At 71.4% G+C, this 15652-nt stretch carries 17 protein-coding genes and 1 pseudogene; 7 read left to right on the forward strand and 11 right to left on the reverse strand.

The features are described from left to right. Positions 1 to 314: 314 nt before the first annotated feature. Positions 315 to 623 (reverse strand): hypothetical protein, encoded by a 309-nt coding sequence (locus AKI01S_RS11650; RefSeq protein ID WP_067814947.1) that lies wholly within the window; start codon positions 621 to 623, stop codon positions 315 to 317. A 134-nt stretch (positions 624 to 757) separates the two neighbouring features. Further along, positions 758 to 1297 (reverse strand): hypothetical protein, encoded by a 540-nt coding sequence (locus tag AKI01S_RS11655; RefSeq protein WP_067814956.1) that lies wholly within the window; start codon positions 1295 to 1297, stop codon positions 758 to 760. 631 nt (positions 1298 to 1928) lie between these two features. Between AKI01S_RS11655 and AKI01S_RS11660 the strand changes: the two genes are divergently transcribed. After that, positions 1929 to 3677: a relaxase domain-containing protein gene (locus AKI01S_RS11660; RefSeq protein WP_067814958.1), complete on the forward strand. Its 1749-nt coding sequence runs from the start codon at positions 1929 to 1931 to the stop codon at positions 3675 to 3677. A gap of 196 nt (positions 3678 to 3873) precedes the next feature. On the opposite strand, the gene AKI01S_RS11665 is transcribed toward AKI01S_RS11660, so the two are convergent. From AKI01S_RS11665 to AKI01S_RS11670, 3 genes are all read right to left on the reverse strand, one after another. Continuing rightward, on the reverse strand, positions 3874 to 4587 hold the full coding sequence (locus AKI01S_RS11665) for a class I SAM-dependent methyltransferase (RefSeq protein ID WP_218009640.1): 714 nt from the start codon (positions 4585 to 4587) through the stop codon (positions 3874 to 3876). Between the two features lie 84 nt (positions 4588 to 4671). Next, positions 4672 to 4926, reverse strand: a complete 255-nt coding sequence (locus tag AKI01S_RS50390; RefSeq protein ID WP_157419782.1) for a hypothetical protein — start codon at positions 4924 to 4926, stop codon at positions 4672 to 4674. Positions 4927 to 5154: 228 nt separating this feature from the next. Next, complete coding sequence (locus AKI01S_RS11670) at positions 5155 to 5754, reverse strand: TetR/AcrR family transcriptional regulator (protein ID WP_067814962.1); 600 nt, start codon at positions 5752 to 5754, stop codon at positions 5155 to 5157. A gap of 97 nt (positions 5755 to 5851) precedes the next feature. Here AKI01S_RS11670 and AKI01S_RS11675 point away from each other — a divergent pair, with 97 nt between their 5' ends. From AKI01S_RS11675 to AKI01S_RS52770, 4 genes and pseudogenes are all read left to right on the forward strand, one after another. Beyond that, positions 5852 to 7342: a carboxylesterase/lipase family protein gene (locus AKI01S_RS11675; RefSeq protein WP_067814965.1), complete on the forward strand. Its 1491-nt coding sequence runs from the start codon at positions 5852 to 5854 to the stop codon at positions 7340 to 7342. Positions 7343 to 7639: 297 nt separating this feature from the next. Further along, positions 7640 to 7942 carry a hypothetical protein gene (locus AKI01S_RS11680; protein ID WP_067814968.1) on the forward strand — a complete coding sequence of 101 codons (303 nt, stop codon included), beginning with the start codon at positions 7640 to 7642 and terminating at the stop codon, positions 7940 to 7942. Positions 7943 to 8044: 102 nt separating this feature from the next. Next, positions 8045 to 8176: pseudogene (locus tag AKI01S_RS53365) on the forward strand (IS5/IS1182 family transposase); the annotation flags it as partial. A gap of 27 nt (positions 8177 to 8203) precedes the next feature. Further along, positions 8204 to 8668 carry an alcohol dehydrogenase catalytic domain-containing protein gene (locus AKI01S_RS52770; RefSeq protein ID WP_369688715.1) on the forward strand — a complete coding sequence of 155 codons (465 nt, stop codon included), beginning with the start codon at positions 8204 to 8206 and terminating at the stop codon, positions 8666 to 8668. Between the two features lie 34 nt (positions 8669 to 8702). On the opposite strand, the gene AKI01S_RS11690 is transcribed toward AKI01S_RS52770, so the two are convergent. The 4 genes from AKI01S_RS11690 to AKI01S_RS11705 form a co-directional block, all read right to left on the reverse strand. Beyond that, a complete protein-coding gene (locus AKI01S_RS11690) occupies positions 8703 to 9461 on the reverse strand; it encodes a sterol desaturase family protein (RefSeq protein ID WP_218009642.1) in 759 nt (252 codons plus the stop codon). A 63-nt stretch (positions 9462 to 9524) separates the two neighbouring features. After that, positions 9525 to 10757: an acetyl-CoA hydrolase/transferase family protein gene (locus AKI01S_RS11695; protein WP_067814975.1), complete on the reverse strand. Its 1233-nt coding sequence runs from the start codon at positions 10755 to 10757 to the stop codon at positions 9525 to 9527. Between the two features lie 64 nt (positions 10758 to 10821). After that, positions 10822 to 11208, reverse strand: a complete 387-nt coding sequence (locus tag AKI01S_RS11700; protein ID WP_169813947.1) for a pyridoxamine 5'-phosphate oxidase family protein — start codon at positions 11206 to 11208, stop codon at positions 10822 to 10824. A gap of 344 nt (positions 11209 to 11552) precedes the next feature. Then, on the reverse strand, positions 11553 to 12206 hold the full coding sequence (locus AKI01S_RS11705; RefSeq protein WP_067814980.1) for a class I SAM-dependent methyltransferase: 654 nt from the start codon (positions 12204 to 12206) through the stop codon (positions 11553 to 11555). A 293-nt stretch (positions 12207 to 12499) separates the two neighbouring features. Between AKI01S_RS11705 and AKI01S_RS50405 the strand changes: the two genes are divergently transcribed. Then, positions 12500 to 12664, forward strand: a complete 165-nt coding sequence (locus AKI01S_RS50405) for a hypothetical protein (protein WP_157419783.1) — start codon at positions 12500 to 12502, stop codon at positions 12662 to 12664. Between the two features lie 6 nt (positions 12665 to 12670). Here AKI01S_RS50405 and AKI01S_RS11710 read toward each other — a convergent pair whose 3' ends face one another. Further along, positions 12671 to 12862: a hypothetical protein gene (locus AKI01S_RS11710; protein WP_067814981.1), complete on the reverse strand. Its 192-nt coding sequence runs from the start codon at positions 12860 to 12862 to the stop codon at positions 12671 to 12673. Between the two features lie 182 nt (positions 12863 to 13044). Next, complete coding sequence (locus AKI01S_RS11715) at positions 13045 to 14196, reverse strand: epoxide hydrolase family protein (RefSeq protein ID WP_157419784.1); 1152 nt, start codon at positions 14194 to 14196, stop codon at positions 13045 to 13047. 63 nt (positions 14197 to 14259) lie between these two features. Between AKI01S_RS11715 and AKI01S_RS11720 the strand changes: the two genes are divergently transcribed. Then, a complete protein-coding gene (locus AKI01S_RS11720) occupies positions 14260 to 15237 on the forward strand; it encodes a helix-turn-helix transcriptional regulator (protein ID WP_067815123.1) in 978 nt (325 codons plus the stop codon). Positions 15238 to 15652 lie beyond the last annotated feature (415 nt).

Consider the following 15652-nt stretch of genomic DNA (forward strand, 5'->3'; position numbering starts at 1 on the left):
CCCCGGCCCGCCCCACAGGCCGACCGGACCACCGTCGGGAACAGACGGACGGCGCCTAGCCGCGACGCAGAGAGTGTTGGTGGGGATCAAGTCAGGAAGTCCGGGCGGGGCTCACGGGAGACAGAGCCGAGATTCTGTCGGGTGTGACCGTCCGGGCGGTCTTCGAGCCGCGCCGGGACCGGCGCGGTCGCCAGCGTCCCTCGGCCGGCGGTGGCCCGGCCGGGCATGCGGCGCGGGTGCCGGTCCTGCCGTGGCCCGTCCTGACCCCCCTTCGGGCAGGCCAGGACGGGCCGGTCCGCTAGGTCGGGTGGGGATCAGTCGACGACGTGGAAGGGGGGCGTCCATGGATCCGCCCGGGTGGTGTTGTCGGTGAAGACGCGGAAGGACCTGGCGGCGTCGCCGCAGCCCTGGTGGGTGCCGATGAAAATGGCGGTGTTCCAGGGGGCGCCTCCGCGTGGGGTGGCGACGGGAATGGTCTTGGCGGCGTTGATGTCGGGGTCCAGGTCGATGGAGCAGGTGCCGGTGCTGATCTTGCGGACGGCGGTGACGCCGGTCGAGCGCACCACGATGCCGTCGGCCTCGACGATCGCTGCGGCGCGCCGGGGGCGGGGCTTGAGGAACATCTCTGCGAGATCGTGCGTAAGCCCTGTCGGGCGTCAGGTCACCGGCGTAGGTGACCTCGCAGACGTGCTGGCCCTGCGCTTCCGGCGTGTCCCCAGCTGCCAGGTGGCTGGGGACACGGTCGGGAACGCAGGACCTAGACCATGGGACAGGTAGAGACGTCGCCCTTGCTGCGGATGCAGGCGTCCAGGGTGTGGGTGCCCATGACGGTGTCCAGCAAGCTTTCCGGGCCGGTCACTGGCCCCTGCAGCTGATCGTCGTCTTCCCTATCGACACGGCCAATGGCTGCCTTGACCTCGGCGCGTTTTTTGACGTCCCAGCGTGAATCGCCGAGCCGATTGGCGACACCCGTCACGGTGGTGGAGGTCTTGGGGCAGGAGATGTCGACGCTGCCGTAGGCGTAACTTTCGCCTTGTTTGACGGTGTAGGCCAGGCTGTTGGGTCTGCTGCTGGTGCAGCTGTAGGTCAGTTGCACGCGTGGGTTGCTCACGGGGGTGTCGTTGGGCACCCACACCTTGTCGATGGTGACGGTGGCCTTCGGGTCGGCGTGGGTGAGACCGGTGGGGCTGGCCGATGAGGTGTCCGCCAGCGGTGCCCAGACGACGGCGGCCAGCGCCGCCACCGCGGTGGCGCGAACAGCCGCGCGGACAGGAGTAGGGGCGGATGCGGTGCGCATGCAGATCCTCCTGATGCTCGACGAACCGACACCCCTTCTCTAACCATCTGCGACTGGTCGATGACGGTGAGTATGTAGATTGTCGGGAGATCACCGCAGGCGGCAAGTGCCGACCGGCGCCTGACGGCGGGCTCGCCGGGCCGAACACGGCGGTTGTCTACGTCTTCGTCTACGCCCCCGCACGCCTGCACGTGGGGCGGCGCGTAGACAAAGATGTAGACGTAGACGAACGCGCCATGGGGCCGCGACCGGCGCCTGTGGGCGGAACGCCGGGGCGCGGTGGCGGCCCCGCGTCGGCACGGGCCGATGATGACCCGCGCGGCCGGTCTCCCGGTGTCCCCCCGAGAGGCCGCGCGGGCCTGGTGGCGTCGTTGAGGAAACCCACCAGCCTCCAGGATCCCGGAGGTCACATCGGCCTCAGAACCGATTTCACATAGCGACAAAACACCCGATCACCAACACGACGAACGACATCAACAACGACAACCATCACCACAAATCACAAGATCAAAACTCACACGAGATCAACGCAGAGGACCTATGTATCACCCGATGGGTGATACGCCCCTGCGGGGCCTGGGGGTGGCGCTGAGCGCGCCGGAGAACGACGGCGGGAAGGGGGTGAGGCGGCATGGCGTGGCTGACGGTCATCGGTCCCGATCAAGGGCAGGTGGACTACCGGCTGGAGGCGTCAGCCGGATGCACCCACCCCGACCACCAACACGGTGCCGAGCACCAGGCCGCCGCGGCCGGTGCTGCGCGCGATGCCCGGGTGGACTACCGGATGGACCCCACCACCCGCCTGGAGTGGTTCGGCGGGGGCTTGGGCGAGGTCGACATCACCGCCGGGACCGCGCTGGCGACCGAGGCCGACAAGAACGCCGCCCACGCGCTGATGAACGGGTGCAGCCCCGACGGCCGGGAGCTGGTGGCGCCCAAGCGGGCCGCGCATCCCAAGAGCAAGCTGGCGGCCGCGCCGTTCCTGCACGCGTTGGACCGGGCCGCCGAGCGGCGCGGCGTTCCGGTGGAGCGGCTGGCGCGCACGCAGTGGACCCGCAAGCGGATCGCCCGTCTGGTGCGGATGGTGGCGCGCGAGGGCGAGGGGCACCGCGCGCCGGTCAAGGACCTGGAGCGGATCGCCGCCGAGACCGGCCTCGCCCTGGTCGACGTCTACGACCGGGCCGCGTTGAACGTGGCGCGGGCCCACCGCAACGCCACCGTGCGCGTCGGTGAGCGCGGGTTCGGCTTGACGTTGGACCTGCCCAAGTCGGCGAGCGTGTTGTGGGCGTTGGGCGAGCCGGAGATCTCCCGGCCGATCGAGACCGCGTTCCGTGAGTCGGTGCGTGAGACGCTGGCCGACCTGGAGCGCTGGACCTCCTACGGGATGCGCGGCCGCCACGGTGATGGCCAGACCGCCCGCCGCGTGGACACCTCGGGGTTCCTGGGGTGGATCATGTGGCACGACGTCGCCCGCCCGGTCGACGGGAACGCGTCCGATCCGCAGCTGCACGCGCACTGCGTGATCGCGCACTTGGCCCGCGAGGTCAGCGACGACCCCGCCCGCGACCTGGCCGACGGGTGGGGCACGATCGCGGGCGGCGGCCGGGACCTGCACCGGCACGTCCAGCTCGCCGGGGCGCTGACCCAGGCGAGGTTCCGCGCCAAGACCACCGAGCTGGGGTTCGTCTGGACGCAGGAGCCGGGCGGCACGTGGGAGGTGGCGGGCGTTCCGGCCGAGGTCCGCGGCCTGTGCTCCAAGCGCGCCGGGCAGACCAACGACAAGCTGCGCGAGGGGCATCGACCCGGCGACCGCGACCACCGCCGAGCGCAAGTGAGCCTCGGCTGCGTCGACAGAAGCCAAGCCGAACGCGCCCTCACCAGCGGCGACACCGACCGGACGCGAGGGCCAGGGCGACGAGGCCGACGGCGAGGCCGTGCCCGACGCAGGCCTCGCCCGACTGATCCGCTCCGGGCAGCGTGGGAGGACCAGGCCGAGGCCGCCGGGCTGGACATGGAGGCGATGCAGCGCGCCGCGCGGCCCGGTCCCGACCCCGGCGGCGCGGCGGCTGCCGGACCGGATGGTCCCGACGGTCCGACGCCTTCGTCGCCGACGCCCGCGCAGCTCGCCGCCGTCTTCGGCGAGGGAGGGCTGATGACGACGGCGGTCTTGCTGAATGTCCGACGCCGCCTCGCTACGCCGGCGGGTCAGCATCCGATGGTGGCCCCGGGTCCGGTCCGAGTCGTCCACTGCGGCGACGTCCTCGCCCAGCCCGAGATCTCGGTGGATACCGCGCCTTCGCCGACGCCGAACCGGACAACCACGGGTGACCGGCGGGAACGCCCGCCGTCAACGGCGTCCATGACGTCGGTCAATGCTTAACCACTGTTCCATTGCTCCCCGAGGCCGGGCGCGGCGTGGAGGGATGTCCAGGTCCTCGATGTCCGGGGACGGGATCTGGCTGGCGTGGGCGGCGGTGTCGCGCAGCGTCTGTCACAGCACGCGCTCGCGCAGGGGGTGGGAGCGGTCGGCCGGCGACGTGGTGGCCATGGGGCCTGGATCGTGCCGGTGGGTGTGTTCAGGGGGTGGCTGGTTTGCGGGCGGTGAGCAGGCGGGTCGGGACCCAGGGACTGCCCCACCAAACGCGCCAGCCGAGGCCGCGCACGTGGATGTCCTGGGCGTTCAGCCGGGCCAGCACCGCAGCGTACTCGCGGGGGGTCCGCGCCAGGTCGGCGATCAGCAGGCGGCCGCCCGGCCGCAGCACCCGGTAGGCCTCGGTGATCGCTTGGGCGCGGGCGTTCGCGCCGAAGATGGTGTGCACCGTCAGGCTGGACACCACCAGGTCGAAGCTTGCCTCCGCGTACGGGAGTCTGCGCAGGTCGCCCCCTTGCACGTGGACGCGGTCGGCGACGCCTTCGGCGCGGGCGTTGCGCAGGGTCGCCGCCGGGGTGTTGCCGGACTGGTCCCGTCCGCGCCACAGGTCCACGCCGACCGCTTGGCCCTGCGGGAGGTGCCGGGCGGCGGCCAACAGGACGGCGCCGCGTCCGCAGCCGAGGTCGAGCAGCCGTTCGTCGCCACGCAGGTCCAGCTCGTTGAGCACGTCCCGCCAGACCAGGAACTTGCCGCGCAGTGTGGCGTGCAGGCTCAGGGCCAGGCATCCCGCCAGCAGGGTGCCGGAGACCAGCGCGGGCAGCGCGGCGGCCAGATCGGCGGTGATCGCCATCACCAGCCCGGTCACCCAGAACCCCAGCACCACCAGGCCCATGAAGCCGAATCCGTAGGGTGCATCCATCCCGTACCGCGCGCCAGGCATCCCGCCACTCTGCCACGAATCGGCCGCTCGGGGCTGACTACGACACACTCATGCAGATTGAGTTCACCGTCGTGCCGGACTCCGCCTGCGCGGCACGCCTGGTTCGGGTACGGCGGCCAGGCGTGTGCCGAACCGCACCTCCGCCTCCTCTGGTTCACGCGGCTTCAGCCGCGCATCCACGCCTACCGCGCCGTCCACTTGCAATGCCGTGCTGAGCGCGTCGTCCGCGGTCGGCAGGCGCTCCCTCAGATGCCCGGCCGCCGCAGGACCGGCAGCCAGGGCACGCAGATCCGCGGCGACCGCCTGCGCGCTGCCCACGTTCCACCGATAGCCGTTCGCCTGGGGACGTACGACCTTTGAGGCACGTCGGTGCTCGTGTGCCAGGTGGTCGTGTCGATCGGCAGCCCCTTCCAGCCGAACTGTCACAGGCCCAGCACCTGGCCGATGCGACGGTGGAACAGCCTGCCGACGTAGGGGCGGACCAGGCCGGGGGCGGCCGGACTAGAGCTGAACTTGTCCCCGCCTGCCCTCGTGTCCGGGGGCAGGTCACGTACTCCTGAACAGCCGGTCCAGATGCACGTCGATCGCGGCGAGCGCGTCCCGGGGCTCGATCACGTCGAGTTCGATCAGGGGGGTGAAGCCGGTGAGGGCGAGGAGCAGGTTGGTCTCGGTCGCCGGGTCGCGGCCGGAGTCGATGTGCCCGTCGGCGATCGCCTGGCGGACCAGCTGCTCGACGAGGGCCCGCCCTTGGACGAGGCCGCGGCGCGCCTGCTCGTGCACGGTCTCGTCGTGCAGCGCCTCCAGGACGTAGGCGGCGCTCATCCGGCTGGTCGCGCGGGCGTCGGCATGCAGGGGGAGCATTTCCGCGAGCGTCAGTCGCAGCACGTCACGGGGGTGCGGACGGTCACCGAGCTTTTCGAGCCCCTGGTGTACGCGCACCGAGGTCTGCTCGGACGCGAAGTCCATGGCGAAGGAGAGCATGGCGGTCCGGGAGGCGAAGTAGTGCTGCAGCTGCCCGAGTGACATGCCCGCCTCCTGCGCCACCACGCGCATCGTCAGCTGTGTGACGCCGCGCTGCTCCACCACCCGCCACAGTGCGCGGGCGATCGCTTCGCGGCGTTCGCGGTGATCCACCTGTTTCGGCATCGCCGGCCCCTCCCTCGTACCCCGGGACTTTTCCAATACAGTTGACATAATACATCTGACCCATAATCCTGGGGTCCACTCGAGGGAGGGAATCGTCATGTCCCAACAGCCAAAGGTGCGGACCACGGAAGGCGTGGTGCAGGGGCGTCGGCGGCAGGGGCACGCGGTGTTCCGCGGCATCCCCTACGCCCAGCCCCCGGTCGGAGCGCTCCGCTTCGCCGCGCCCGCGCCGCCGCACCGCTGGGAGGGGACGAGGCAGGCGGTCGAGTTCGGCCCCGTGGTGCCGCTGTCCCTGCCGATCGACGTGCCCCCGCAGGGCACCGACTGGCTGACGCTCAACGTCGGTACTCCAGATCCCGGCGCGGCGGGACTGCCGGTGCTGGTGTGGATCCCCGTGGGCGGCTACCTCTCGGCGGCCTCGAGCGATCCGATGTTCGACCCGGCGGCGCTGGCCGAGGCGGGAGTCGTCGTGGTGACCATCAACTGCCGCGTGGGTGCGGAGGGATTCGCGTTCCTCGACGACGTGCCGCCCAACCGCGGGTTCCTCGACCAGATCGCGGCGCTGGAGTGGGTGCAGCGCAACATCGCCGCTTTTGGAGGCGACCCCGGCCGGGTCACCGTGGGCGGGGTGTCCGCCGGGGCGGGCTCGGTCGCCGCCCTGCTGACGATGAAGTCCGCGCGCGGCCTGTTCCGGCGGGCCATCGCCCATTCGGTGCCGGGGCTGCACAGCACCCCCGCGCTGGCGCGGCAGGTCACCGCCGCGTTCGCGGACCGGCTCGGCGCGGAGGCCCCCACCGCCGAGGCCCTGCGCGACATCGACCCATGGCACCTGGCCGCCGAGCTCACCTCCTTCAACGCCGGCCTCCACGCGCACCGGGAGAGCTGGGGACGCCTCACCGAGACCGGCACCGCGCTGTGCCCCGTCGTCGACGGCGAGGTCCTCCCGGAAACGCCCTGGCCCGCGCTGACCGGCGCGCGCGCGAGCGGGACCGAACTGCTCGTCGGCCACACCCGGGACGAGTTCCGGTACTTCAGCGTTGTGAGCGGACGGTACGGCACCTTCACCGAGGAGGACGCCCACGCAGCCCTGGAACTGCTCGCCCCGCAGCCGGACGGCGCGCGGGCCTACCGTGCCGCGTTCCCGCAGGCGGGCCCGGAGGAGCTGGTGGAGACGGTGTACTCCGACGCCCTCTTCCGCATGCCGTCACAGAAGCTGGCCGAGGCGAACGCCGCAGCCGGCGGCACCTCGTACCTGTTCGAACTGTGCTGGGCTGCCCCGGCCCTCGGCGGCATCCTGGGCGCCTGCCACAGCCTCGACGTGCCCCTGGCGTTCGGCACGCTGGACAGCCCCGTCGGCACCCAGCTCATCGGCGAGGAGCCCACTCCCGAGGCCGTCGCGCTCTCCCGCGAACTCCAGGAGGCATGGGTCCGCTTCGTCACCACCGGCGACGCGGGCTGGTCCGCCCACCGGCCCGGCGGGCACCTCACCCGCGTCCTGGACGCCGAGTCGAGGACTGTGCCCTACCCCGAACAGGCATCCCGCCAGATCTGGGAAGGCCACTCCCCCGCCCCCTTCGATCTCTCGTGATTGTCCGGGTCGGCTCCTAGCCGCCGCCGACGCTGAATCCCCGCATCAGATCAGGCCGGTCGTCCGGCAACGCCATGACCGGCCCAGATGACAAAGAGCGCCGATGACCAGGCGACATCAAGCTCTGGAAGCCACAGGCGGTCGACAACGCGGTCTTGTCGCTCGCGCACTCCTGCGGCTCGCGCTACCGTCGCTGTCGGTACCCATATGTCATGCGCGGAAGTCGGAGGTGATCACGGTGCACCCGGTCTTACGACAGCCCCAGCCCGGGGCGTCGCGGAGCCGAAAGGTGACCGTATGAGTAAGACCGACAAGACCCGGCCCTGGTGGGTGCGGATGGCCGACGCGCCGATGGTGACCTGCGTGCCCGTGCATGACCATCGGTTCGGACCGTGCACGCTGCCGGACGAGATCACCGCCGACAGCGCGTCCCTGAACCAGCGCACCAGCGGCTGTCACTGGCGCGCCACCGCCTACTACGTGTTCGACTGCGGTGGCGTCGGCGGGGGCAGGGAGGGATACCTCCTGCGACGCCAGGACCGCCGCCGCAGCCGCCACCAGGCGCGTCGCGAGCTGCGCGCCTGGCGCGGCGAAGACTGAGGGAAAGCGGAGGGCCCGCGTATGGGCGGGCCCTGTTCCCTCCTGTCCACCGACGGTCGCCGCTTCACCGAGGGGCCCCGGACCCGATCTGGGCCAAGCCGCTTGCTCGCCGAACGGGGTGGCCTTCCGGTCCCTGCCGGGACCTCGGCGGCCACCACCCGCGACAGTCGGGGCTTGGAGCCGCTGGTGCGCGGCATTCCGTCGATCCGTTCCCGGCGTGGACCGGATGCTCGCGGCGAGCTCGACCTGGCGGTCGAACCGATCGGTCCCGGTCAGGCCAGGATCCGGGTCACCAGTGCCTCGGTGAACCCGGTCGACGCGATGATCCGTGCCCGTCCGCGTCAGCATGAGGTGGCCGCGGTGCGGGTGCCGGGCGTGGAGGTCGTCGGCGTGATCACCGATGTGGGCCCCGCCGTCGACCGCCCGTTCACGATCGGGGACGCCGTCATGGCGATCATGGTGCCCTCTGGCGAGCACGGCGGCTGCCGGGCGCACCTGGTCGCGAAGATCCCGGCCGGGTTCTCGAACGTCCAGGCCGCGCCCCTTCCGATGAACGGGCTCACTGCCCGGCTCGTGCTCGCCAAGCAGGCCGGTCACGGCCCGCACCGCTACTTCGTCGTGGTGCACGCCCTCGACGTCGAGCACATCGGCGTCCCGGCCGACGCGCCACCCCGGCCTTCCTCGGCTTCACCATGGCCGGCCACATCCTCGGCCGCGCGGCCCTGACCGCTGTTCCCCGGGCGTTACGGCGGTGCCCCTTTCACGGCCGGGTCGTGAGCACCGCAGGGGTGGGGGCGCGGCGGGTCTCGTCGTAGGTGGGGTCGATGGTGCCGAACAGCCGGTCCCAGATGGTGGTGTAGAAGCCCAGGTTGACACGGCCGTCGGCGTGGTGACCGGCGTGGAAGGAAGGGGTGGCCACCCACCGGAACAGCCATCCGCGTCGCAACCGGGCGGGCAGTGGCTCCACGCCCAGGTGCCCCAGCGTCCCGAACGCCGCGTTCAGGACGACATAGCCAGCCAGTGCCCAGCCCGAGATCGTCCACAGCGACAGCACCGCCAGCCACATGCCGCCGAACCCCAGCACCTCAAGCGGGTGCAGCGCGAACAGCGTCAGCGGACGCGGATCGTCGAAACGGTGGTGCAACCGGTGGACCAGGGCGTAGACCGTCCGGTGGTGGGCCGCCGCGTGCCCGACGTACATCGCCGCGTCCATCACCAGGGTGAACCCCACCAGCTCGACCAGCACTCCAGGGCCGGTGAACCCCTCCAGCCGCAGGATCCCGTGCCGCCACAACCACCATCCCGCCACGGCCACCCCGGCGTTGAGCACGGTCGTCACCACCGCCAGCCCCACCTCGAACCGGGTGACCGGTGGGGAGACGGTGGGAACCGCTGACCGGCGTGCCAGCCACCCACCGGCCACCACACACGCCCCGGTCAACGCGAAGTTGAACGCCAGCGACAACGCCGTCACGGTGGCGAGGTCGAGTTCCCTCGCCCACTGGGACAGACCGCTCACGGCACCACCTCCCGCCGGGGAGGGTGAGTATCCCACGCAGTTCCGACACTCCGGCGGGACCGGTCAAAGGGACGGGAACCCCAGGGCGCGGCCGGCTTCGCGCAGGCCGTCGCGGGCGTCGGGGTGCGCGACGTGGTCGATCAGCTGCCGGGCCTGTTCGGCGGCGTCGCGGCCCCAGATCGTGGCGGTGCCCTGCTCGCTGACGACGAAGCTGTGCTGGAAGGAGGTCGCCGGGCCGGTCAGGCGCGGCACCACCGTCGACACGTCGGCCTTGGGATGCCAGGAGGGCAGCGCGATGATCGCCCGGCCACCGGGCGAGTGCAGCGCGCCGACCACGAAGTCGCTCTGGCCACCGAAGCCCGAGTAGATCGCCCCGTTCACGCGGCTGGCGTTGGCCTGGGCGAACAGGTCGACCTCCAGCGCGGAGTTCACCGACACCAGGCGCGGCTGCCGCGCGATCAGGCCCGGGTCGTTGGTCTTCTCGGTGCGCAGCATCCGCACCCGGTCGTTGCGGTCGACCCAGTCGTACAGCTCCTGGCCGCCGAAGGCGAACGAGGCGGTGATCGGCGCTTTGGTGTCCAGCGCGCCGGCCTTCTCCAGGGCGAGCACGCCGTCGCTGAACATCTCCGACCACACCGCCAGGCCGCGGCGGTCGCGCAGCGACTCCAGCACCGCGTCGGGGACCGCTCCGATCCCCAGTTGCAGCGTGGCGTTCTGCGGGACGAGGGCGGCGACCCGCTCGGCGATGGCGCGGGAGACCTCGCCGGGCGGCCTGGGGGTCGGCGACGGGAGCGGCTCGTCGACCTCGATCGCGTAGTCGACCTCCTGCTCGGCGAGGACGGCGTCCCCGTGGGTGTAGGGCATGCGGCGGTTGCACTGGGCGATGACCAGACCGCCGCGCGCCCGCACCGCCTCGATCGCCGCCGGCAGGATGTTGACCTCGATGCCCAGCGACACGGTGCCGCCGGCCGGTGGGGACGTCTGCACGATCACCACGTCCGGTGGCAGCTCCCCCTTCAGCAGGAGCGGAACCAGCGACAGGCGCGAGGGCAGGTACCGCAGCCCCCGGCGACCGCGCATGCCCGCGCCCACGAACGGGGTCTCCAGCACGACCCCGGCGCGGTCGGGCAGGTCCCCCTGGGCGTTCAGCATGAACAGCCGGTATTCGGCGACCGCCTCGTCCAGGATCTCCAGGGCCCGCCTGGGGGTGGCGAAGTTGCCGCCGGCCACCACCCGCGGGCTGCCGGGCAGCCGCGCCAGCACCGCGGCCAGTTGTGACTCGGAGATGATCCGCACCGGTCCCCCTTCGTCGGCGTCCTCGCCGTCGCTTCCATGATCGCACCCTGTCGATCAGGGGCGGTCACCCGGTGATCCGCGTGGGGACGATCCGCAGGAACGCCTCCTCCCCGCCGGGCCAGGGCCGCACGTCGGCCTTGGGCACCGCCGCGCGCTCGTCCTCGGGGTCCACGCGGTGCGCCGCCCCCTGGATCAGGACGCTCCAGCCCTCCCGCCGGGTCTTGACGAGACGGTCGATCTCGAAGCCCACCTTGAACCCGGCGTCGGCGATGCCCGTACGCAGGTCCTCTTCGGTCGCGCTGCCCTGACCGGTGCGGAACACGACGGCCCCCTCGCGCATCCGATAGTTGACCGGCAGCACCGTCACGCCGTAGCGGCCGGTGAAAGCGATGCGGCCGATGCCGCCCGGCTCGATCAGCCGCAGGCACTCGGCCTCGCCCAGCCGCTCCACCACCGGTTCCCGGCCGGTGGCCGAGGTGCCCTACGCCTCCTGGTCCGTCATCGATCGTTCCCTACCAGGGTCGTCGGGTTCTCAGATGCCCCGCACCCCCAAAGATCTCTCAGACGGCGGCGCACCGGGCGGGACCTTCGGCCCTGATCACAGGGCCGTTGGACACCGCGCACCACAAGGCACCCTGCGGCAATGCCGAAGGCGCGGTGCTCCAGCCGCAAACCGGCCGTCTGTCCCCTTCCTGCTTCGTTACGTGGCGGTGGGCGCGGGGTCGGCTGCGCCGATGCACGCCGTCACGTTCGTGGCAGCTCTCAGACAGCGGCCGGATGACGCGCTGACCGGGTCTACGGTTCGGTCGGCTTGCGGGCCAGGAGACGGCCGTGCTGGAACCTCTCGTTCTCGCCCGGCTCGCGGCGCGTCCGGCTGATCTCCGTGAGCCCGGCCTTGGACGCCAGGTCCGCGACGTGGTCGAGGGAGAGCCGGTAGGCGAGGGAGACCTTGTGGTCGAACGGCTCGGCCGACTGCGCCGAGTCGTCGTCGGTGGCGAAGAACCCGAGGAGCAGGTGGCCGCCCGGCGCCAGCACCCGGGCGAACTCATCGAAGACCACCGACAGGTCCTGCGGGGGCGTGTGGATGATGGAGTACCAGGCCAGAACGCCGCCCAGCGCGCCGTCAGCGATGTCCAGCGCGAGCATCGAACCCTCGTCGAACCGCAGGTCCGGGTACTGCCGACGGGCCAGCTCGATCATCGCTGGCGAGGCGTCGACGCCGAAGGCGGTCACGCCGAGGGAGGCCAGCCGCGCCGTGACGCCGCCGGGGCCGCATCCAAGGTCGGCCACCGGCCCGGCGTCTGCGTCCCGTACGTGTTCGGCGAACGCGGTGACCAGGGCGCGGTCCAGCGGATGCCCTTCGACCGAGTCGCGGAACAGCTCGGCGTAAAGGGTGGCGACGGCGTCGTAGGCCGCCCGGGTGGTGTCCAGGGAGGAGGATTCGATCATGGTTGACGACCCTAGCCCGCGCAGTGCGGCGTCCGTACGGCCGTGGCCGACCTCAATTGTGTGAGGGGGGTTGGTGGGTCGTCGGTCATCGGCTTCGTGGTCGGTGTCCGTCGGGAGGGGGCCGAGGTGATCGCCGTCGCGCCGCTGGGAGAACGTCAGCGGCTGCCGTGCGGAGGTGCTGGGCGGCCGAGGGGTCAGCCCAGTAGGTCTTCGGGTTCTGGTCTTCTGGTGAACGGCGCGGTGGCCGCGACTTTTGGCCCTGTCTTCGGACACGCCCCGCTCAGGAGACCGCCATGACAGCGCCGCTCGTCAGCAACCGGCCGTCCGCCGAAGCCGCCCTCCACCTGCCGCACGACGCCCGGCGCGTCCGGCCGTGGCTCGACTCCCCCAACGGTCCGGGCGCCCTGTCCGACCCGGCGATGGCGGCGCACCTGCCGCCCCCGGCGCGGCATGGCTGACCCACGTTATCCGGCCGGGCGCCCCGCCGCTGACCACGGCCCACCGGACAGGAGCGGCGCCAGTCCGGGATAGACCAGCACGCCGTCACCACGGCAGGCGCGCCACAACGCCTCACGATCCAGATCCACGACACCGGCGTCGAACAGGTCGGCCAGGTCGGCCGACCAGCGCAGCAGCACGCCGTTCCGGCGGTACACCAGCGCTCGACCGACCCCAAGGACTCTGCCGGTGCCGTCAGACTTCCCCGTGGTGGTGCCCTCGCGGCCGAGCTTCGGATTCTCCGACCGGACCCACCGCACCCTCGATCCTGGCCCAGCCGACAGGCCGACGGCTGCGCACCATCGGCCTGTCGGGGCCGTGCTCCGTCCGAGCTGGAGGGTTAGCCCAGACTCCGGAAGAACGCCCGAAGGTCGTTGACCATCAGGTCAGGGGTCTCCAGGGCCGCGAAGTGACCGCCCCGCTCGAACTCCGTCCAGCGCACCACGTTGTGCACCTGGTCGGCCAACGGGCGCACCGAGAAGTCGGTGGGGAACACCGCGACCGCGGTCGGCACCGTCCCGCGCTCCTTGGGCGCCCACATGGTGAAGTCGTTGAACCGCTCGTAGTAGGTGTGCGCCGCCGAGCCCGCGGTGCCGGTGAACCAGTAGATGCTCACGTTGGTGAGGATCCGGTCCCGGTCCACCGCGTCCTCGGGGAGCTTGGCGGCCGGGTCCGTCCATTCCTTGAACTTCTCCACGATCCAGGCGAGCTGACCGGCGGGAGAGTCGTGCAGCCCTGCCGCGACCGTCTGCGGACGCGTGCCCTGGACCTGCATGTAGGCGCCCAGGTTCTCCTGCCAGTCCTTCATCCCGTCCAGCCGCCCCCGCTCGACCTCGCTCAGCGAACCCATGATCGCCGGATCGCCGCTCGGGAACGTGAGCAGGCCGTTGACGTGCACACCGATGACGCTGCCCGGCGCGGCGCGTCCCACCAGCGGAGCGATGAACCCGCTGACGTCGCCACCCTGCACGCCGTACCGGTCGTAGCCGAGCCTGGACATCAGTTCCGCCAGCGCCGCGGCGGTGCGGCCGTCCGTCCAGCCGGTACCGGGCAACGGACCGGAGAAGCCGTACCCCGGCAGCGACGGGATCACCAGATGGAAGGCGTCGGCGGCCTCGCCACCGTGAGCCGCGGGGTCGGTGAGCGGGCCGATGAGGTCGAGGAACTCCACGACCGAACCGGGCCAACCGTGCAGCAGCAGGAGCGGAGTGGCGTCAGGCTCGGGGGAACGTACATGCAAAAAGTGCACCTGCGCGCCGTCCACGATGGTGGTGAACTGCGGGTATGCGTTGAGCGCCGCCTGCTGGGCGTGCCAGTCGAAGCCGTCGGCCCAGTAGGCGGCCAGCTCCCGCAGGTAGCCGGTCGGCACACCGCGCTCCCATCCGGCGCCGGGCAGCTCGGGGACCCAGCGGGTACGACGCAACCGCTCGTGCAGGTCGTCGAGGTCGGCCTGCGGGATCTGGACGCGGTAGGGCTGGATCTCGTTCGTCATGTCCATCACGGTATTAGCCATTGGTGACAGGTACAGGCACCGATCGCAGCGACAATGCTGCCCATGTTGGAAACATCCGCACGACTGCTGCGCCTGCTGTCACTCCTACAGGCGCGCACGGACTGGACCGGCGCCGAACTCGCCGACCGGCTACAGGTCGGCCTGCGCACCGTGCGACGCGACGTCGAACGACTGCGCGAACTGGGCTACCCGGTGAACGCCACGCCAGGTGTGGCCGGCGGGTACCGGCTCGGGGCGGGCGCCGCGCTGCCGCCGCTGTTGCTCGACGACGAGGAGGCCGTGGCGGTGGCGATCAGCCTGCGCACGGCCGCGACGGGCAGCGTCGCCGGCCTGGAGGAGGGCGCGGTACGGGCGCTGACCAAGCTCCAACAACTCCTGCCCTCCCGGCTGCGGCACCGGGTGGAGGCCTTCCGCACGGCGACCGTCGCACTGCCCGGGGCGGCCGATCCGCAGGTCAGCGCCGATCTACTGGCCGCGGTCGCCGCCGCGTGCCGCGACCGACGCCGGATGCGGCTGCGCTACCGAGGACGCGACGGCCTCACCACGCGCGAGATCGAACCACACCAGCTGGTGCACACCCCACGCCGGTGGTACCTGGTGGCATGGGACGTGACCAAGGCCGACTGGCGCACCTTCCGGGTCGACCGGATCGAGGAACCACTCGGACCACCGGGGGCACGCTTCACACCGCGCACACCCCCCGAGCAGGACACCGCCGCCTACGTCTCCCACGCCATCACCTCGGCTCCCTACACCTACCAGGCCCGCATCCTCTTCCACGCCCCGCTGGAGACGGTGGCGCCACACACCTCGCCCGGCGCCGGACGACTGGAAGCCGTGGACGCGAGCACCTGCCTGTTCACCGCAGGCTCGAACTCGCTGCGCGAACTGGCGGTGCACGTGGCGGTGAAGGGGTTCGACTTCGAGGTACTGGACCCGCCGGAGCTGATCCCGGTGCTGCGCGAGGTCCGCGACCGCCTCGACCGGGCCGCGACCCTGTCGCACCCGGAATTCAGCTAACACCCACGCGCACCCCAGGAAAGCCTGCCGCCCAGCTGGTCGCGCCGCCCCCCGGCCGTCCAGGGGCACACGGACAGACAACCCCAACGACATGCAGCGGGAAACCTCAACGGCAGCACACCCTGGCACCGAAGGCCGACGAGACCGAGGATGCCATTCGTACCGAAGAGCACCTCGACGTCCCAGTCCGAGGGTGTCACCGGCGGCGACCAGCGTCAGGCCCACCAGGACGGGCGCGTTAGACCAGGTGGTCGTCCATGAACGCGCGCCGATCCCCTGGCGGTCCTGACCGAGCAGGAACGCCAGTTCCTGGAGCTGATCGAAGAAGGCGGTCAAGAACTACGTGTCCAATCTGTTCGCCAAACTCAACATGAGTTGCCGCCCTCGGCGGCTGGCTGCTCTTGTCGCTCAGTTC

The sequence above is a fragment of the Actinomadura kijaniata NBRC 14229 genome, from assembly GCF_001552175.1.
In the GTDB taxonomy this organism is placed as follows: Bacteria; Actinomycetota; Actinomycetes; order Streptosporangiales; family Streptosporangiaceae; genus Spirillospora; species Spirillospora kijaniata.